The following is a 20128-nucleotide window of genomic DNA, read 5'->3' as shown; positions in this document are numbered from 1 at the left end:
CATGGCGACCAACAACGACCACAGCACGGCGCCTATTCTGCGCATCGAAGGCCTCAGCGTTGCCCTGCCCCAAGGGGCCGACCGCGACTATGCGGTCGAAAACCTCAGCTACGACGTCAGCCCCGGCGAAATCCTCTGCGTGGTGGGAGAATCCGGCTCGGGCAAGTCCATGGCGGCCAATACCATCATGGGGCTGTTGCCCAAGGGCGTGCGTGCCACCGCAGGGCGCATCCTGTTCGAAGGCATCGACCTCTTGAGCCTGGACGACAAGCGTCACAGGGCCCTGCGCGGCAAGCAGATCGGCATGATCTTTCAGGAGCCGATGACCGCGCTCAACCCGCTGATGCGGATCGGCGACCAGATCGCCGAAGTGTTCGAGGCCCACGGAGAGCTGAAACCCGCGCAGCGTCAGGCCCGAGCCCTGGAGCTGCTGAAGGAAGTCGGCCTGCCCCAGCCGGAGCGCGCCATACGCGCCTACCCCTTCGAGCTGTCCGGAGGCCAACGCCAGCGCGTGATGATCGCCATGGCGCTGGCACTGGAGCCGCGGCTGCTGATCGCCGACGAGCCCACCACGGCCCTGGATGTGACCACCCAGGCACAGATTCTCTCGCTGATCGCGGAGCTGCAGCAGCGACGCGGCATGGCAGTCATGTTCATCACCCATGACTTTGGCGTCGTGGCCGAGATCGCCAATCGCGTCTGTGTCATGCGTCAGGGGCACATCGTCGAGCTGGGCCGCCGAGACGACGTCCTCGACCATCCGCAGCATGACTACACCCGAGCGCTGATCGAGGCCATACCTGCCGACGCCGCCCCACCCCGGCGCGAGTCGCAGCCACCGGCGCCCATGCTGGAGGTGCGCCAGCTGAATCGGGTCTTCCGCTCTCGCGGGGGCTTGTTCAAGCCGTCTCGGGAAGTCCGCGCCCTAGACGACGTCAGCTTTACCCTGTCCCGGGGCGAAACCATCGGCATCGTCGGTGAATCCGGGTCCGGCAAGTCGACGCTGGGACGCTGCATCGTCCGGCTGGAACGTCCTGACAGCGGTGAAATTCTGATTGGAGGCGAAGACCTGTCGGCGCTAAGCGGCGATGCCCTGCGCCAACAGCGCCACCGGATACAGATGGTGTTTCAGGACCCTTATGCCTCCCTCAACCCGCGCACTCGGGTGGGCATGGCGATCGCCCAGGGGCCCATCGCCAACGGTGTGCCCAAGGCCGATGCCCTGAGCAAGGCCGACGAACTGCTGGAACTGGTCGGGCTCGGCGGCAGCGCAGACCGCTACCCCCACGAGTTCTCCGGCGGCCAGCGCCAGCGCATCGGTATCGCAAGGGCCCTGGCGCTGGATCCCGAGCTGATCGTGGCCGACGAGGCCGTGTCTGCCCTCGACGTGTCCATCCAGGCTCAGGTGCTCGAGCTGCTGGAGGACCTCAAGCAGCGCTTCTCGCTGTCGCTGCTGTTCATTACCCACGACCTGCGCGTGGCGGCGCAAATCTGCGACCGGATCATCGTCATGCAGCACGGCCGCATCGTCGAACAGGGCACCGCCTCGGAGGTCTTCCTGACCCCCAAGGAGGACTACACCAAGGAACTGCTGGCAGCGATCCCTGGGCGCAAGAGCGAACACGGGAGCCGTCAAGACAGTCATCTTGAAAGAGAGAGCGAAAAAAAGAGCGACAGCCATAACGAAGGAAGTAGCGGCAGCCAGCAGGAGGCCTATTCATCATGACGGAAGCGACATCTCCTCTCTCCGGCTCTTCCTTAGCCTCTTCTTCGGCCTCTGCGTCCTCCTCGGTGGGCGCGTCCGCCGAGGATAGAAACGCACTGCTCGCCACCCTGAGAGAGCGGCTCGGCGACAACCAGGTCCTGACCGGCGAGGACGTGACCCGCCGCCAGGTGGACTGGTTGAGCGGCGCCGCCTGCCGGGCTGCTGCCGTCGTCCGGCCCGGCACGCCGCAGGAGGTGGCTGAAGTACTGACGCTGTGCCACCAGGTACGCCAGCCCGTCGTCACCCACGGTGGGCTGACCGGCCTGGTTCACGGCGCCGAGGCAGAGCCGGACGAGCTGGTGCTGTCGCTGGAACGGCTGACCCGTATCGAGGACCTGGACCCACTGGCCGGGACCATCACCGTACAGGCGGGCGTACCGCTGCAGCAGGTGCAGGAGGCAGCCAGAGAGGTCGGTATGCAGTTTCCCCTCGACCTGGGAGCCCGCGGCAGCTGCACCATTGGCGGTAACATCGCCACCAATGCAGGAGGCAACCGGGTCATCCGCTACGGCATGATGCGCCAGCAGGTGCTGGGGCTTGAAGCCGTGCTGGCCGATGGTCAGGTCATCAGCGCCATGAGCCCGATGCTCAAGAACAACGCGGGCTACGATCTCAAGCAGCTGTTTATCGGCAGCGAGGGTACCCTGGGCGTCGTCACTCGCGCCGTGCTTCGCCTGCAGCCGGCGCTGTCGGATGCCCGCACGGCACTGATCGCCTGTCCGGATTTCGCCTCCATGACCGCCCTGCTGGCACACCTGCGAGACCGACTGGGCGGCGGTTTGGCGGCCTTCGAGGCGATGTGGCGCAATCATCTGACGCTGATCACCGCCAATGGCCGCCATAGCGCCCCGCTGGAGCTGGACGCACCCTACTACGCGCTGGTGGAATCCCTGTCCGGCGATGGGCCGCACCACCAGGCACAGTTCGAGAGCGCGCTGGAAAGCGCCTTCGAACAGGGCTGGGCCAGTGATGCGGTGATCGCCCAGTCCGACACCCAGCGGGAGCGGCTGTGGGCGATCCGCGACGACATCGAAGGCCTGGTGGAGGCGCTGTCTCCGCTGATGGCCTTCGACATCAGCCTGCCCATCGCCGCCATGCAGGACTACGTGGATGAGGTCGAGTCGGCGCTGACCGCACGCTGGCCACAGGCGCGCCTGGCGGTGTTCGGCCACCTGGGCGACGGCAACCTGCACCTGTCCGTGGGCGTCGGCAGCAACGATGCCGAGACCCGCCACGGGGTGGAAGCGTGCCTGTACCGCCCGCTGGCCGACCGGCAGGGCTCGATCTCGGCCGAACACGGAATCGGCCTGGAGAAGCGCGACTGGCTGTCGATTTCGCGCAGCCCAGAAGAACTGGCGCTGATGGCGACGTTAAAGCGCAGCCTCGACCCGTTGGGGCTGCTCAACCGACACAAGGTCGTGCCATGGACAGCCGCCCAGGATCATTGACGACCTGGTTGATACATTAGCTACCCAGCTCCTAAATACCCGGCTCTTGGATTTCCGGCTTTCAAGCACCCACGTTTGTTGCCCAAAAGCTCTTTGCTTCAAAAGCTTACTGCCACCGACCACAGGAACCTCTACAGGATACGTTATGGCCTCCGACACCCCCGCCTTCGCTGACCACCTCTACACCCCGGGACCGGACAACCCCTTCCCTGGTATCTGGGTGCTGAAGCGCCGGATCGGCAAGGAGATCCCTCATCGCCTCGGCTCCAACGAGGGGCTCGACATGCCACATCGCGCCCTGCGTGACGCCTTCGGCGATGCCATGGCCGAACACGTTTACTGCTACGGCGACGCGGAAGCCCTGGCCGTGCGTGAACGCCTGTGCCGCCTGCATGGCTTCGAGCTGGATACCCTGCTGGTAGATGCCGGCTGCGACAGCCTACTGGCGCTGGTACTGCGGGCCACCGCGCCCGCCGGCAGCACCGTGGTCAGCTCCGCCGGGACCTACCCCACCTTTGGCTACTTCGCCCAGGGACAGGGGTGCCGGCTGGTGGAAGTCGACTATCACAAAACCGCCGACGCCCTGGCACCGGACATCGATGCGCTGATAGAGGCCGCCCACCAGCATCAGGCTCGCCTGGTGTACCTGGCCAACCCTGACAACCCCACGGGCCACGTCCATCCCGTGGCGGAAGTTGAACGGCTGCGAGCAGAGCTGCCCAAGGACTGCTGGCTGCTGCTCGACGAGGCCTACCATGACTTTCGGGATGATGCGGCAGAACCCGCCTTTACCCGCGCCCTGCCGGGGGTGATTCGGTGTCGGACGCTGTCCAAGGCCCACGGCCTGGCGGGCCTGCGGGTCGGCTACGCCATCGCCGACCCTGACACCCTGGCGATGCTGATGAAGGTGCGCATCCACTATGCGGTGTCCACCTTGAGTCTGGCCGCCGCCGAGGTGGTGCTCGACCATCAGGACGAGACCGACGCGCACATCCAGGCGGTGCTGGAGCGTCGTCACCGCCTTGCGGAGCACTTCAAGGCACTGGGGGCCGACGTACTGGAAAGCGGCACCAACTTCATTGGAATACGCCTGGCCGACGCCGACACGGCGCGCCAGGTTCACGCCGACCTGTTGAATGAGGGCAAGCTGATCGCGCGACCCGCGCACCCGGCGCTGGGGCACGTGCTGCGCATTACCGCAGTGGCTGACGCCCTGGAGCCAGGCCGCCTGGCCAGGCTCGAGCAGGCGATTCAAGCTCGCTGAGCCTCTGCTGAAAGGCTTTGAGAAAGGGCTATCACCCACAGCATCATCGCCGACGGGCACAGGCCCGTCGGCGATGACGTCAGGGGCTACCTCCTTGAGTGGTTGCCGCCCGCCGGTGCCAAACGGCTAACGCTCAGATAATGGCGTGAGTTCAGCCAACAGCATCGGCTTGGGCGAACAGGTCGCTTAGCTGTCGTGTACCGCCACGTTGAGGGTGGCGTCGGGAAAGTGCCTGCGCAGCATGCGGTTCTGGAACTCGTCCACAAAGCAGGCGTTGATGATAATGATGAAGCGCTCGAACGGGGCGTCCTCGCGACACTGGCGGATGCTGTCCACACTGTGGAACAGCTGATCATCGCGCAAGTGCAGTATCTCACCCGGGGCCAGGGTGATACGGCCCACCTCCTGCTGTCCGGCCTTGTCCAGGTACAGGGTGTTGACCGCGCCCTCGACGTTGTCACGGCTGAGCACCACGATACTCAGGTACTTGCAGCCGTCGGCGTGGATTCCCTGCCCCTGCAGCGGGTCGACGCAGCCATCCCCTCTCACCCCGGTGATCTGCATCAGGATGGGTGACCTGGCCGGCAACTCCCACAGCTCTGCCCACGCCTTGACGAAGGCCTTCACGTCCTCACGCTCGGTAAAGGCCGGCAGCAGCGGCTCGTAGTAACGCAGGCGATCGGCCATGCTGGCCGCATCATTGAAGCGACCTCCCTGGGCCATCGGGCATTCACCCAGTGTCTCGACCTCACCACTATCGTTCAGGTGCAGCCAGGACATCCGCTTCCAACGCTGGTTGACGTAGGGGTCGCGGGGTAGGTCCGCCACGAAGTCTTGCCACGCAGCTAGGTCAATCCGCGCCAGCGTCGTCTTGCTCCAGGACTGAGACGCCACTTCCTCGTGGACCGATGACTCCCAATAGCCAGGAGCAGGCGTCTCATACCATTCCTGTAGCGCACCGGCGTCTTCCACCAGTGCCAGATGGCGGCCGACGTTCATCTCTTTGATTGATTTCATGACATTTTCCTCGTTTTTATGCGCATTCACGCGCATTTCATGGATGTTGCTTACGCAACAACGAGGATCATGTGGAGGCCCTTGGGGCCGGTCAAATGCCGGTTTGTACGCAAAACAGGAGACTAAAACCCTACCGCTTTGCTGGTATCGCCACCCATGCCGCCGGCATGGTAAAACTCACTTTTCATGTTCCTGATACCATCCTAGGTCGCGCTTCGGGACGTTCTGTACGACACTTGCTACATATGCATGTCCATTACAACGTGTGCAGTTCGACGCAATCTCTTCGTCCACTCTCTTCCACCACTACGTCGTGATTGATCGCACAGGGGTATGACGCCATTGCACATCGGTGACAGACTTCCACCCTATCCTCGCGCCAAGCAGAGCATCGCCGAGCAGGACAGTCGCAAGCAGACTAGCGATCAGCGGCTGAGCCAGAGCGAGGGCGAGGCGCCGGCGCTTCCATCACTGACGCTCAGTGAATGGCGTTTCCGCGAGCTGCTGATGAGCCTCTCGCGGGTGGCCGTGCAGGGGTACGATCGTGATCGTCGGGTCATCTACTGGAACAGCGCCAGTCAGGCACTGTATGGCTACAGCGAGCAGGAAGCCCTTGGCCGCCGGCTGGAAGAGCTGCTGATTCCCGATGCCATGGTGTCTGCGGTTATCGACGCTCATCAGGCGTGGGTCTGCCACGGCACCGAAATCCCCCCGGAAGAACTGGAACTGAAGCATCGTTCCGGCGCCACCGTGCCGGTCTTTTCCCACCACGTGATGCTTGCCCAGAGCAGCGACAACCCGCTGATGTTCTGTATCGACATCGACCTGGCTGGCGAACGCCAGGCCCGCCGCGACCTGGACTACATGACCCGCTTTGACCGTTTGACGGGGCTGCCCAACCGCCACGCCTTCGAACATGACCTGGCGGGTATGCTCGAAGAATGCCGGCTACATGACGACAGCCTGTTGATCCTGTTTATCGACCTGGATCGCTTCAACGAGATCAACGACACCCACGGCTACGAATACGGGGACAAGGTCATCAAGGAAGCGGCCCGGCGGCTAAAGTCCTTTCGCCGCAGCCATGACCTGCTGGCACGCTTTGGCACCGATGAATTCGTGCTGGCCATGCCACGCGTCGACGTAGCCAATGACGCCACCCAGGTGGCCGACCGGCTTCTTGAGACCATCGCCAGGCCCATGCGCATCCAGAACCGGGAGCTGCGCATCAATGCATCGGTCGGGCTCAGCCTCTATCCCGACAATGGCAGCGCGGTACAGGAACTGGTCGGTAACGCCGATGCGGCCAAGACCAGGGCCAAGCAGGAAGGCCGCAATACCTATCGTTTCTTCAGCCCTGAGGCTCACGCTGCCATGGTGCGCCAGCACAGGATCGCCGCGAGCCTGCAGCGCCTGCTGGACCAGGATGGCAAGGCTGACAGGGAGGGCGAGCTAAGCCTGGCCTATCAGCCTCAGGTGTCCGCCAGCAGCGGCTACATCGACTCCATGGAGGCGCTGCTGCGCTGGACCACCGCGGAAGGCGAGTTCATCTCCCCCGGGGAGTTCATCCCGGTGGCCGAACGCAGCGAGCTGATCACGCGACTGGAAGACTGGGTACTGCATCACGCCTGCCAGCAGCAACAGCGCTGGCGCCAGCAAGGGCTAAGGCGGGTCAGGGTCGACATCAATATCTCGGGCAGGCACGCGATGATGCCGGGCATGTTCGAGGAGTGCTCTCGTTGCGTGGCGAGCTACGGGCTCGGCCCCCAGGATATTGGCATCGAGCTGACCGAGAACGTGTTGATCGAGGCCGGCCAGAGCGTGCTGGACAGCCTGCGCTGCCTGTATGACCAGGGCTACAAGATTGCCATCGATGACTTCGGGACAGGCTTCTCTTCCATGAGCTACCTGAAGTTCCTGCCCGTCACTGCGCTGAAGATCGACCGCACCTTCGTGGCCGAGTGCACCCAGGACCCCAAGGACCGCGCCATCATGGAAGCCAGTATTTTCCTTGGCCATCGCCTGGGCCTTGAGGTCATCGCCGAAGGCGTCGAGACCGCCGAGCAGGAAGCCCTGCTACAGGAAATGCGCTGCGACCTGCTGCAAGGCTACTACTACCACCGCCCTACCGATGCCGCCAGCATCGCACGACTGCTGCGTGCAGGCCCATTGGGGCTAAGCGGCAAAACAGGCAGTGGGGCCCATGGCAGCAGAGAGGGAAACACAAGGACGAGCACGGGAGCGAAATATAACTGAACGCCGCACAACAGTCGCGTAGCTCTGGAACAAGCTAGAGAACGAGAGAGAGAACGAGTGAGACGATCCGACTCTTAATACTGGATGGCTCCCATCTGGCTCGTAGCGTACGGCTCTCCCCCTGCTCCTCAAACCTGCGTTAAACCTTTACTTGGTCGTCAACGCGCTTGCGCCGGACGGCGGCTTCTGTATCCTCAGCTACTGACTTCCGCCTGATGGGTCGAGCAATCCAAAAGCCAGGTAGGAAGCATGACACTTCGCCATCCGTCACGCTTTTCACAGCGATGTACCAGCAAGGACCACACGGCAATGACCAACACCCCCACCCAGCCCCCAGAGCACTACTTCCCCAGGCCGCCTGCGGATGATGAGATATCCTTGGTAGATATCGCGCTCATCCTGGTTCGCCGTTGGAAGATGATGGCGGTGATCTTTCTGGTCGTCGTGCTGGCAGCGCTGGCGTTCGCCCTGAGCAAGACCGACACCTATCGCTATGTGTCCATTTACAACGTAGCCGAGCGCCAGCCGAGCGGCAGTTCAGGGGTAGGCGTTCTGGAAGCACCTAAGAGCGTGGTATCAAAGATTGAAAATTACTACTTCGATGCAATCGCTGCCGACATTCTGGAAGCCAAGGGACTGACCAGATTCTCCTTCGAAACGCAGGCAGAGGCACCTGACAACGTCGCTTTTCTCACCATCTCCTCTGAAGCAGATGAGGACAGCGCAGCCTTGGTCAAGGAGTATCACCAAACCCTGCTAGACACCGTGAAGCAGGATCAAGACCAATTGCTTGCCAAGCGGAAAAACACGCTCGAACAACAGCTGCAAAGTGCAGAGGAAAGCCTGGAAGCAGCAAAACAATCCACATCAGAAAGCGCTGCGGAACTAGTCGCAACCTACACTGCAAATATTGTAGACATCGAGCAAGACCTCGCTTACTTAGCAGAAGGCCATGTGCAGCGAGTCGCAGCTCAGAGTCGGGTACCCGTTGGTACCAGCAAGGCCCTGATCATGGCGCTGGCGATTGTGCTGGGCGGCATGCTCGCCGTGATGGCCGCCTTTATTGCCGAGTTCGCCGGCACTGTGCGCAAGGCCTCCCAGCAGCGCGGCTAAGAGGCTAATAAGCCAAGAGGCTCTCTTATAAGTTAAGAGTCCGGCAGCACCATCAACGAAAACCGCCCAAAACCGCCCCGCAGGCCAAGCCTGCGGGGCGGTTTTCTATTTGGCTTGGCCTTCTTCGGGGAGCAAGGTCAGGGGGCTGCTATGCCTCGACCAGCCTTAACCGGCCTCAACCAGCGAGTCGCCGCGTCCTACTGCAAAGTACATCAAGCCAGCCTGGCGCACGATCTCCGGGTCGTAAAGGTTGCGGCCATCGATCAATACGGGCATTGCCAGTTGTTCCTTCAACCAGCTGAAGTCGACGGAGCGAAACTCCTTCCACTCGGTGCAGATCACCAGGGCGTCGGCACCTTTCACTGCCTGGATACGATCCCCCGCCAGCATCAGGTCTTCACGCTCGCCGTAAATGCGGCGGGCTTCACGCATGGCCTCAGGATCATACGCCTGGACCTTGGCACCGGCTTGCCAAAGAGCCTCCATCAGGGTGCGGCTAGGCGCATCACGCATATCGTCGGTGTTGGGCTTGAAGGAAAGCCCCCACACGGCGATGGTGCGCCCCGTTAGATCCCCATCAAAGGCATTGGCCAGTTTGGTAAATAGCGTCTGCTTCTGGCGGTTATTAACCGCCTCGACCGCGCCAAGCAGCTCGGCCTGGTAGCTGACCTCACGGGCGGTGCGCTCCAGAGCCTGTACATCCTTGGGGAAGCAGGAACCGCCGTAGCCACAGCCGGGGTAGATAAAGTGGTAGCCAATGCGCGGGTCGCTGCCGATACCGCGGCGTACCTGCTCCACGTCTGCCCCCAGGCGCTCCGCCAGATTGGCAATCTCATTCATAAAGCTGATCTTGGTGGCCAACATGGCGTTGGCGGCGTACTTGGTCAGCTCCGCCGCGCGCACGTCCATGAACATCAGCTTTTCCTGCAGGCGGATATACGGGGAGTAACATTCCCGCATCAGCTGCTTGACCTTGTCGGAATCCGTACCCACCACGATTCGCGCCCCGTGGGAGAAGTCCTCGACGGCGGCGCCTTCCTTTAAAAACTCGGGGTTGGAACACACGTCCACGTTCAACGCCACGCCGCGGGCGTCAAGCAGGGACTGCACCATGGCCTTGACCTTGTCGGCGGTGCCGACCGGTACGGTGGACTTGTCCACCACCACCTTGTCATCCTGCATATGCTCACCGATGGTCTTGGCCACCGCCAGCACATACTGAAGATCCGCACTGCCGTCTTCGTCCGGCGGGGTGCCGACAGCGATAAATTGCAGGGTGCCGTGGTCCACTGCCGTCTTGGCATCCGTAGTAAAGACCAGTCGGCCCGCCGCCACGTTGGCCTTGACCATCGGCTCGAGGCCTGGCTCGAAAATGGGGATCTCACCACCTTCCAAGCGAGCGATCTTGTTCTCGTCCACGTCCATGCACACGACGTCGTGACCGACGTCTGCCAGGCAAGCGCCAGTGACGAGCCCCACGTAGCCGGTGCCAAAAATGGTGATCTTCATTCCCTATCACTCGCTGCTTTTTTTCAGTGGCCCAAGCATAGCAATCTCGTTCTGCAATTGGCATCGCCATGAAGGGGGGACGACTGTCTATTGACCTGATGCATTGCTCGCTACTAAGCCAACGACGAATCTACAAAATTGGGTCTACACACCGTAGAACTGACGATACCAGTCAACAAAGTGACGAACGCCCTCCTCTACCTGCACCTGGGGCTTATAGCCCGTCGCCTGGTAGAGGGCATCGGTATCCGCCCAGGTACGGGGCACGTCGCCCGGCTGCATGTCCTTGTAATCACAGATGGCCTGCTTGCCCGTCGCCTTTTCGATGGCGCGCACAAAGTCCATTAGGGATACCGGGCTACCATGACCGATATTGTAAAGGGCGTAGGGCGCAGACGCGGTGTCCGTAGTGACCTCGGTGCTGCCTCTTGGCGTCGGCACCACCTCCAGCACACGCACAATCCCCTCAACGATATCGTCAATATAGGTAAAGTCACGAGACATCTGGCCGTGGTTGTAGACCTCCATGGCTTCGCCGTTCAGCACCGCCCGGGTGAACTTGAACAGGGCCATGTCGGGACGCCCCCAGGGGCCGTAAACGGTAAAGAACCGCAGCCCAGTGGTCGGCAGGTCATACAGGTGGGAATAGGTGTGGGACATCAGCTCGTTGGCCTTCTTGGTGGCCGCATACAGGCTGATGGGATGGTCCACATCGTCGTCAGTCGCAAAGGGGACCTTATCATTGGCGCCGTACACCGAGCTGGAGGAGGCATAGACTAGATGCTCTACCCGGCTGTGACGGCATCCTTCCAGGATATTGAGGTGCCCCACCAGGTTGGCATCGACATAGGCGTGGGGGTTGTCGATCGAATACCGCACCCCAGGTTGGGCAGCCAAATGGATGACGCGATCGAAACCTTCGCGTTCGAACAGCGTCGCGATGCCAGCGCGGTCAGCCAAGTCCAATGGGAGAAAGGCAACGTCAGTGCATGAAGCCAGATCATCCAACCTCGCCTGCTTCAGGGCAACGTCGTAGTAGTCGTTGAGGTTGTCGATACCGACAATACTATGACCAGCGCCACTAAGCCGCTTCGCCACGGCATGACCTATGAAGCCCGCCATACCGGTAATCAAGAGTTTCATCGCAGAGTCCTTGCCAAGTGCGGCGCCATTGTAACCCGGTAACGGGGTACGAGGTCAGCCATCTGTCGAGCACTTTCCGCAAAAGGCATATGACGATCATGACATGCTCATCTAACGACCATCGCGACAGTGGCTATGATAGCATTCGCGTCGACATCATCACGCGAGACCCACCCGTTGCAGGAGCCAACCGTGAAATCACAGCGCATCGCCTTTGTCATTGAAGACCTTTATGGGGGCGGTGCCCAGAAGTCCCTGCTGTACACGGCGGACCAGCTGCGCCAGCGCGGCCACGCGGTCAAGGTCTTCACGCTGCGCGACAAGGTGGAACATCGCCTGCCGCCGGGCCTCGATATCGAAAACCTGGCGGTGGTCACGCGCTTTACCAAGGCGACCTCCACCACGCTGACCGAGAAATGGCAGGCCCGCAAGATAGGCAAGGCTCTGGACGCCTGGCGACCAGAGGTCGTGATTTCCTGCTCCTGCGACAAGATCACGCGACATCTGGACCGGGACAACCTGTACTTCTGGATCAAGTCCGACGTCAGTGCCAAGTTCAGCCAGCCAGAGGCCAGGGAAAAGGCCTTCGACAAGGTGAGACGCTTCTACGACGGTCGCAAGGTCATAGCGGTGTCCCAGGGGGTCAAGGAAAACCTGGAAAACGTTGTCGGCCTCGAGGCCGAGACCATTATCCCCATCTACAACCCCTACGAGCGCGAGCCCTTTGTCGAGATGGCGGCGGAGACGCTGACCCTACCGGCAGGCATCCGCCAGGGGGAATACCTGCTGTCCGTGGCGGCCATCGAGCCCCGCAAACGCCAGGACAGACTGCTGCGAGCCTACCGCAAGGCACGTGATGAACACGGGCTCACCACGCCGTTGGTGCTGCTGGGCAAGGGCAAGCCGGAGAACGAGGCGACGGTAATGGCGCTGATTGACGAGTTATCCCTTGGTGAACACGTTCATTTGCTCGGGTATACCGCCAACCCCTACCCTTTTATTCGCCACGCCCTGGCGATGGTGCTGACCTCTGACGCCGAAGGGCTGCCACGGGTGTTGATTGAAGCGCTGCTGTTGCACACACCTGTGATCAGCGTTGACTGCCCCAGCGGCCCGAAGGAGATTCTGACCCAGGAGCTCAGCGATTTTCTGATCGACCGCGATGATGAAGATGGGCTGGCCAGTGCCATGGCTCGCATGGCCTCGACTCCCGTCACTATCGAGCCCCGTCACTACCAGCAGTTCCTGAAGGAGAACGTGCTGCCGAAGTTCGAATCCCTGCACGTCAGCAAGCAGGCGTAACACCATGCAGCTGCTGGATATTCCCTTTAACGATCGGCGCCGCCGCTACCTGATGTTTCATACCCAGGGCCTGCCCGAGCGCCTGGCTCTGTCTCAGACAACCACCACGGAAGCGTTTGAAGCAGTGGGCTCCAGTCGCTTCTTCGTCTCTGAGGACGGCAGGATTCTGGCCAAGGTGGTAGCGGACAAGTTCTCGAAGAAGCTCGAGCCCTTCAAATGGTTGACCCGCGACTACCTCGAGAAACGCTGGCTGGCCCAGTCAGACGCGCGAAAGGAGTACTTGAGCATGCGTATTCTGTACAACGCCGGGCTGACCACACCCCGCTGCCATGGATGGGGCGTCAGCCTGAACCCCGGCAATCGCAACGCGTCGCTGCTACTGATGGAACGAGTGGAAGGAGCGGTATCTGGCGGCGATGCATTCGAGGCCTTTACACCGGGACAGCGAGCTGACTTTCTGGATCGGTTCAGCCGGGAGGTGGCCCAACTGGCAGAAGCCGGTTTTGTGCACCGCGACCTGCACTTCAACAACCTGCTTATTGCCCCCTCCGGATCGCTGGTGTGGGTAGATGCCCATGTCCGCCGACTGCCACGACAAGCGCAGCGCAAGTGGCGCGCCATCGCGTCGTCATTCACCGCGGGCAAGCTACGTGGGGAAGACAACCGGGCTGAAGTTACCAGCCGTGTGGCGGATCACTTAAAGATCTTCGGGAGCGACCAAAGCCACGACAGCCCGTAGCATCTGCGGTACTACTTTTCGGTGGCTCCGCTCATTTCTTGGTTCCCTTACTTTTCCGTCCTTTACTATTGCTTGCTTTACTATGCCTGCCCTACAGTCCGCTGCTCTTTAAGCTTACGCCTTCTCCCACCACTTCCGATGCAGCACCAGTGTCTCGCCAAACCTTCTCTGATTCACTGACGCTCACTTATCTATAAAGGCGGCTGCCGCTCTCTCCGGCATAAAGTCCTGGAGCCAAGCATCGCGGATGGCTGGCTTCGGGCTCGTCAACGCCTGGTTGATCCCCTCCGCCAGTGACGAAGCATCTCTCTCTACCAGGCAAGTCTCAAGCTCCCCCTTGAGAATTTGCCGCACTCCGCCGGGACAATCTACAGAAAGCACCGGCGTTCCACAGGCCAGTGCCTCGAAAAGCACAATACCCATACCTTCAAAGCGTGAGCTCAATACGAAAAGTCTGGCCCAATGCATCCACGGGTAGGGATTCTGCTGATTACCAGCAAAGATGACTCGCTCAGCAATACCCAGTTCTTCCGCCAAGCGTTCCAACGCTTCCCGCTCCTGCCCATCGCCTACCAGCACCAGCGGCATCTGGGTTTCCGACAAGGCATAGGCACGCAGCAGCAAATCATGGCCCTTGGCGGGTACCAGCCTGGCCACATTCAGCAGGTAGGGCTGCTCAGGTATCTGCGGGTTGTGCTCGTGCATTGACCTGCGAATGGCACGAATGGGGCAAGGGTTCGGAATCACCGTCAAGGAGCGAGGCCGAAACTTCCACAGCGCTTGCGCTTCACGCAGGCTTTCGGCCACCCCTTCCGACACCGCAACGAGGTCCCGGCGGTGATACAGACAGCGTGCAAACAGCATTCTGCGCCGGCTCGTCCCCTTCAGGTGAAAGATGTTCTCCAACACGTAGCGAGCCCGCTTGTCGCTGAAGCTCCACACCAGTTCGAAGGTTCCGATGCCCCGAAACACGATGCGATCCACCTTGCCGTACTGCTTCTCGAAACGCTTCAGCCAGTGGCGAAACACAACACCACCCATGATCCCATTGCCAAGGAACAGCGCCCTGCCCAGCAACGGATTGAGAATCAAGCGAGCGATCACCTCAAGACCATAGCCAATCAGCGTCAGGCGGTTCCGCTGCTGCAGTGGCAGATGGTGCACGGTGACACCTTCGTGCTCCGGAGCCAGGGGCCGTTTCACCTTGCGAAAACTGACCAGATGGCTTTCATGGCCAGCCTCATGGAAGGCGTCTGCCAGGTTGACGGCCACCCTCTCCATACCGCCCATCTTGAGCGATCTCACTACCACCAGCGTTCTCATGAAAGGCGCCTTGTCCACCTGCCAACGAAAAGAGGCTAATGAGAACACAGATCACTATGCGTGATCGAGCCTTCCTGCCGATCACTCACGGCGCGCGGTACTGCCAGCATCCGCTACACCACCGCCCTCGACACAACGGCGACTCGCTATATGTGAATTTGCTGAAACACGCGAAGTCCTCATTCCACCGAGACGCGCCCCCCTGCGGGCTTGCTAGACTTTGCAGTAGGAACACTTTGTGGCGAAAGCCAACCGAAACGTCTGGGCTGGGCCGCCGCATAGATTCTGACACAAGGAAAGCCCTACCAGGCTAGGCGGTGAAAGATGGCAGATAAAAAGCGCGTTCTACTGGTGCTGCGACGTATGGGCATCGGCGGTATCGAACAGGCCACCAAGACCCTGGCGACCGCGCTGGAGAGCGCAGGACACGAGGCGCACCTGCTGGTGCTGAAAGGGGCCAGCGCCCTCCCCTCCGACACTCCCTTCCAGACTCACCACCATGACGTGGATAGAGCCAGCCGCAAGGGGTTGGGTCGACTGTGTCACCTGGCCGACAAGCTGCTACTGACCCCGCTCATCAAGCAGTCGGGCTTCATCTGGCGGGGCAAGCGCTGCTCTCAGGAATTCAAGCGCTACATCAGTGAGCTGGAGGACACATACGGACACTTTGACCTGATACTGATACGGGGTCAGGGCGCCTTCGAGAACCTATGGGCCTTTGATGATGAGCGCACCTGGCGCGTGGTAGAAGCGGTCACCGGACGCTTCCCCGCTAATGCTAAGGGGCGCTGGCTGGCACGAGCGCTCTACCAGAACAAGAAGCTGCTGTTTGTCTCTCGCGGGGTCGAGAAGGAAGTAGGTCAATACCTGGAGCGCCAGGGCGTCACACCGCTGCGTAGCGAGATTCTTTACAACGCGGTCCCTATACCCGCGATCAGGCGAATGGCCACCGCCGATAAGGATCTTCACCTACACAAACCCTATCTGTTGCACGTCGCGCGCCTGGTGCCGGTGAAGAACCAACAGCGCCTGATTGCGGCCTACCACCTGGCCGTGAACCAGGGCCTTGAGCACGACCTCGTCATCATTGGTGATGGCTCCGAACGCCGACACCTGGAAGCCCAGGTGATGGCACTGGGGCTCGCCGCCAAGGTGCATTTCCTTGGCCAGAAGGACAACCCCTACCCGTGGATGAAGGATGCGACCGCCCTTGTGCTGAGTTCCAACTTTGAAGGCCTGGGCATTGTGCTGATAGAAGCCCTGGCGCTGGGCACCCAATGCGTTGCCTGCGATGTGCCAGGGGGTATTGGCGAGGTACTGACCGGACCCCAGGCACGCTTGCTTGCCGCGCCAACCGTGGAGGCGCTGGCCAGCAAGATGCGCGAGGCAGTAACGGATCCGGTAACGATCGACGACTCGATGGTAAAAGCGTTTGAAGCCCCAAGGATCATCAGCGATCTTGTAGCATTGGCCCCTGAGACAACGGACGTGTTCTATGCCCCATCAACGTGACCACCAGCTCCCCCTGACACCTGACTGGGAATATACGGCCACAATCGGAAGCGACGGGCACCTAACCTTAGAAAGCACAGGACGACAGGCTCAACAGGGCTTACCGAACAAAAGCAGCATCACGTGGATGTTGGACGTCAGCTATCGCGCGAGTTCCCGCTGGAAACTCCCCGCGGTAACCACCCACCAGGCCGGTACCGATCTCTTCACACAGTATTTTGAGCCCAATGAGGCTGGCAGCCGCCTTATCAACCTCACCGGCATAAGCAGCCTGGAGGACATACGGCTTGATCTCTTGCACCTGCGCTTGGACACCCAAGCAAGGCTGCTAGGGTTCAAGCAGCCTGATCTTGATAGCGGGCCGATTCTTATCATCGCGCCCCACCCCGATGACGCAGAGCTCGCGGCCTTCGGCCTCTACGCCCAGCACCCCGACAATACCTGGATTATTACCCTTACCCCCGGTGAGAGGCTCAAGAAGCTCCACAAGCAGTACTGGCCCAACATGGATGAAAGCCTCGAGGAAGCATCACGACGCAAGGGCTTTATCCGGACCTGGAACAGCGCTACAACGCCTTTTTTGGCAGGCGTCCCGGCTCAGCAACTGGTGATGCTTGGCTACTTCAATGACACGTTGGCTGCACTTTATGCAGCCCCCGACGTGCCGCAGCCTTCACACAGCGCGGGAGATGTCACACCGGACACCTTTCGCCAATGGAATCATTTGGCACTACCGAGCGATGGCCAAGCCACCAACACAGGGCGCTGCCTGCAGCAGGACCTAAGCGCCCTGCTCGACCAGATAAAACCCACCACCGTTATCACACCGCACCTTGAGCTGGACCCTCACACAGACCACATAGCCGCCACCGAGCACCTTCTTGCCGCTATGCAAGAAAGCGAGCACTCGCCAGAGACGATGTTGCTGTATGCCAACCACCTAAAGAGCACCCGAGGGTTCCCAAGAGGCCCGGCTCATGCTGCTGCCGGCGTATGGCCCACCCAGCTGGCAACATCCAGACTTGGCGAATGGCGGCTAATGAGCACACGGCTAGACCTGGAAACTCAGAAGCAAAAAGCCCTGGCATTGCACTCCATGTATGATCTTGGAGGCAAGCCAGGGCTTGAAAGACGTTGGAAACGACAGTTAATGCGATGGTTAAGCGGCGTACCCTCCCATCAGTGGAAAGAGTACGGCGGTCACGATTACTTTCAGACTCACGTGAAGGCCCATGAGGTATTCTGTTCGATTCAACTGAAGTGATGACCGTCGCGGGATCCATGCCAACTCACGCGATGGCTTGCTCAGGCCGAATTCTGCTTATGGGGCAGCTTGCTTGCGTCCAAAGGTAAAGACCGAGCTGCCGCTTTCGAGCTGCCAGCGCCAGATAAAGGTGACGACAACGCCCATCACCACATTCTGAATGTACGAGCCTGTCCAGAAAAAACTATAGGACTCAAACAGACTCACAATAAAGTAATAAACAAAAAATGCCCATCCAAAAATGAACACTTCTGTTGGCATCACTCCAGCCTTCCAGGACTTGTAGCTACCAAGCCCCGTCCACACCACGAGCACACTGATCACGGACAGGCCTAGCAGGCCATAGCTAACAAGAAAGTCCAGCAGGGTATTGTGCAAATGACCGTACTCTTCCTTAATCTGCTGAGGCAGCCAGTCGGTATGATCAATCACCAGGCCACGTCCTTCTCCACCCCAACCCACTATGGGGCGCTCTGCAAACCATTCAAATCCTGCGCGCCACGTATGCAGACGCGTACCAATACTGCTATAAGGAACCTCCTCCCAGTTACCCTGCATGGCATGAGCCATCACGGAGTTTTCAGCTGCGAGGCGTGTTTGAAGCGTGTCCTCAAACGTTATACCGGCTATAACAGCTAAGGCAACAACGCTGAAGATCGCAATAACTCCTTGGCGTCGGGCGCTACGAGAAAACTTACCTTTTAACGCCGCCACCACTAAAATAGAAAACGCCAAACCGGTGACAACTACTATAGCTAGCCACACAGCGCGTGTTTGAGTAACCACGACACCAAGCAAGCATATTGTGAAAGCAACGACCCAGGCTGTACCTGTTAACCAAGCTAAGCGCTCACCAGAAAAGCATAGCCTGACAAAAAAAAGTAATCCGATCAATGCCACACCAAAAAACATTGCAGTATGCTGTGCATTTCTGATATCGAGATCAATCCTATGGCCCTGCATCCCCCTTACCCACTGCTCCAGCGAACCATCAAAGAAGAAACACGTCGCCAGAAAGCCAAATAAAGCAAGTGACAACGCAAGCTTGACATTAAAATAATTTCCACCAAGCCAGAACGCCACGCCAACAAATAAAAACCATTTGCCCAGACGATCAATCTCCGGATTGCCTGGCAGCCAATCTGGGTGGTGATAGTACCCCGCTACCCAGCTTAACGACTGAGTTGCTACAACTCCGAGCAGACACCAAAAAACAGCGCTGCTGCGAAGGGCTCTACTAAAAAAAAGAATAAGAAACAAGGCGGACAGAGCACATAACGTACCTAAGCCCTGTCCGACATCCGATAAAAAAATCCTGAGGGCTGAGTACCCTAACGCTGAGACAGTACCAAGGAAAATAGACCACGTGGGAAGCGATACACCAAGCGGTCCACTAACATTAGACAACTTCATAAGAAAATCCCGATGAGCTACGCGAGTAAAAAACTAACTTCGATAGCCATCGGGATTCTTAGACTGCCAACGCCAAGTATCCGCCATCATATCGTTCAATGACTTTGTTGCCGCCCATCCCAATTCCTTCTTTGCATGGCTAGGATCGGCCCAACACTCTGGGATATCGCCCTCTCTTCGATCTATGATGGTGTAAGAAATATCTCGACCAGACACACGCTGGAAAGCTTCAACTACCTCTAGCACCGAAGACCCATGCCCTGTGCCCAAGTTCCAAATCTTGGCACCTTTCTCAGTCGCAAGCTTCTTCATAGCGGCTAGATGCCCAGCAACGAGATCTTCCACATGAATGTAGTCCCTGACACCAGTCCCATCTTTTGTCTGATAATCACCACCGAAAATCGACAACCGTGGTCGTCTTCCTACAGCAACCTGGGCCACGTAAGGAACAAGATTATTCGGCTCACCCATTGGATCCTCTCCTATGAGGCCGCTCTCATGAGCCCCCACTGGGTTAAAATATCTTAGAAGAGCGATGGACCATTCCGGATCAGATTTCGCCACATCACGCAAAATCTCTTCAACGATGAGCTTGGACCTGCCATAGGGATTAGTCGGTGTGCCCGTAGGACAGTCCTCACTGATCGGCATATTCTTAGCATCTCCATAGACCGTAGCCGAAGAGCTAAACACCAAATTTCGAACGCCCGCACGTTGCATTACTCTACATAGAGTCAAAGTACCAGTTATGTTGTTATCATAATATTTTAGAGGAGCGCTTACACTCTCTCCCACTGCTTTGAGGCCGGCAAAGTGTAGTACTTCAGTTATGTCATTCTCCTTGAAGACCTTATCAAGAAAAGCTTCATCACGAATATCGCCTTCTACCACAGAGCACTCACGCTCCGCGATCGAGCAAACCCTGCGCAAAGCCTCGGGAGAAGAATTACAAAAGTTATCAACCACTACAACTTCGTATGCCTCTTTCAAAAGAGACAATACCATGTGTGAGCCAATATATCCTGCGCCACCAGTCACCAGTACAGCCACACAGCACCTC

The 20128-nt window shown here is 59.4% G+C and carries 15 protein-coding genes; 9 read left to right on the top strand and 6 right to left on the bottom strand.

Annotated elements, in window-relative coordinates; all coding sequences use genetic code 11:
- The first annotated feature begins 1 nt into the window (after position 1).
- The 3 genes from KUW18_RS13910 to KUW18_RS13900 all read left to right on the top strand — a co-directional run bounded on the left by KUW18_RS13910 (position 2) and on the right by KUW18_RS13900 (position 4477).
- Positions 2-1726, top strand: coding sequence for an ABC transporter ATP-binding protein (locus KUW18_RS13910; RefSeq protein WP_222561676.1), 1725 nt, complete (start codon positions 2-4; stop codon positions 1724-1726).
- Complete coding sequence (locus KUW18_RS13905) at positions 1723-3213, top strand: FAD-binding oxidoreductase (RefSeq protein ID WP_222561675.1); 1491 nt, start codon at positions 1723-1725, stop codon at positions 3211-3213. Before KUW18_RS13910 ends, KUW18_RS13905 begins: the two co-directional genes overlap by 4 nt.
- 145 nt (positions 3214-3358) lie before the next feature.
- Positions 3359-4477 carry a pyridoxal phosphate-dependent aminotransferase gene (locus tag KUW18_RS13900; protein ID WP_222561674.1) on the top strand — a complete coding sequence of 373 codons (1119 nt, stop codon included), beginning with the start codon at positions 3359-3361 and terminating at the stop codon, positions 4475-4477.
- Positions 4478-4663: 186 nt separating this feature from the next.
- Here the strand turns inward: KUW18_RS13900 and KUW18_RS13895 are convergent, their stop codons facing one another.
- On the bottom strand, positions 4664-5494 hold the full coding sequence (locus KUW18_RS13895; protein WP_261396680.1) for a 2OG-Fe dioxygenase family protein: 831 nt from the start codon (positions 5492-5494) through the stop codon (positions 4664-4666).
- 333 nt (positions 5495-5827) lie between these two features.
- Here KUW18_RS13895 and KUW18_RS13890 point away from each other — a divergent pair, with 333 nt between their 5' ends.
- Entirely contained in the window at positions 5828-7750 is a 1923-nt protein-coding gene (locus KUW18_RS13890; protein ID WP_222561673.1) for a putative bifunctional diguanylate cyclase/phosphodiesterase, read from the top strand.
- A 309-nt stretch (positions 7751-8059) separates the two neighbouring features.
- Positions 8060-8863, top strand: a complete 804-nt coding sequence (locus KUW18_RS13885; protein WP_222561672.1) for a lipopolysaccharide biosynthesis protein — start codon at positions 8060-8062, stop codon at positions 8861-8863.
- Between the two features lie 165 nt (positions 8864-9028).
- On the opposite strand, the gene KUW18_RS13880 is transcribed toward KUW18_RS13885, so the two are convergent.
- Positions 9029-10372, bottom strand: a complete 1344-nt coding sequence (locus tag KUW18_RS13880; protein ID WP_222561671.1) for a UDP-glucose dehydrogenase family protein — start codon at positions 10370-10372, stop codon at positions 9029-9031.
- Between the two features lie 144 nt (positions 10373-10516).
- Positions 10517-11515 (bottom strand): NAD-dependent epimerase, encoded by a 999-nt coding sequence (locus tag KUW18_RS13875; RefSeq protein ID WP_222485310.1) that lies wholly within the window; start codon positions 11513-11515, stop codon positions 10517-10519.
- A gap of 192 nt (positions 11516-11707) precedes the next feature.
- Here KUW18_RS13875 and KUW18_RS19915 point away from each other — a divergent pair, with 192 nt between their 5' ends.
- A complete protein-coding gene (locus KUW18_RS19915) occupies positions 11708-12817 on the top strand; it encodes a glycosyltransferase (RefSeq protein ID WP_222561670.1) in 1110 nt (369 codons plus the stop codon).
- A 4-nt stretch (positions 12818-12821) separates the two neighbouring features.
- Positions 12822-13556, top strand: a complete 735-nt coding sequence (locus KUW18_RS13865; RefSeq protein ID WP_222561669.1) for a lipopolysaccharide kinase InaA family protein — start codon at positions 12822-12824, stop codon at positions 13554-13556.
- Between the two features lie 183 nt (positions 13557-13739).
- On the opposite strand, the gene KUW18_RS13860 is transcribed toward KUW18_RS13865, so the two are convergent.
- A complete protein-coding gene (locus tag KUW18_RS13860) occupies positions 13740-14879 on the bottom strand; it encodes a glycosyltransferase (protein ID WP_222561668.1) in 1140 nt (379 codons plus the stop codon).
- Between the two features lie 324 nt (positions 14880-15203).
- Between KUW18_RS13860 and KUW18_RS13855 the strand changes: the two genes are divergently transcribed.
- Together KUW18_RS13855 and KUW18_RS13850 are read left to right on the top strand one after the other, a co-directional pair.
- Positions 15204-16391 (top strand): glycosyltransferase, encoded by a 1188-nt coding sequence (locus KUW18_RS13855; RefSeq protein ID WP_222561667.1) that lies wholly within the window; start codon positions 15204-15206, stop codon positions 16389-16391.
- 127 nt (positions 16392-16518) lie between these two features.
- Positions 16519-17655 carry a PIG-L deacetylase family protein gene (locus tag KUW18_RS13850; protein ID WP_222561666.1) on the top strand — a complete coding sequence of 379 codons (1137 nt, stop codon included), beginning with the start codon at positions 16519-16521 and terminating at the stop codon, positions 17653-17655.
- Between the two features lie 57 nt (positions 17656-17712).
- Here KUW18_RS13850 and KUW18_RS13845 read toward each other — a convergent pair whose 3' ends face one another.
- A complete protein-coding gene (locus KUW18_RS13845; protein WP_222561665.1) occupies positions 17713-19068 on the bottom strand; it encodes an O-antigen ligase family protein in 1356 nt (451 codons plus the stop codon).
- A 33-nt stretch (positions 19069-19101) separates the two neighbouring features.
- Entirely contained in the window at positions 19102-20118 is a 1017-nt protein-coding gene (galE, locus tag KUW18_RS13840) for a UDP-glucose 4-epimerase GalE (protein ID WP_222561664.1), read from the bottom strand.
- Positions 20119-20128 lie beyond the last annotated feature (10 nt).

This window comes from Halomonas sp. DP5Y7-2 (assembly GCF_019802025.1).
In the GTDB taxonomy this organism is placed as follows: domain Bacteria; phylum Pseudomonadota; class Gammaproteobacteria; order Pseudomonadales; family Halomonadaceae; genus Halomonas; species Halomonas litopenaei_A.
Note: the sequence above shows the minus strand (reverse complement) of the source record. Positions and strands in the feature narration are given on the sequence as shown.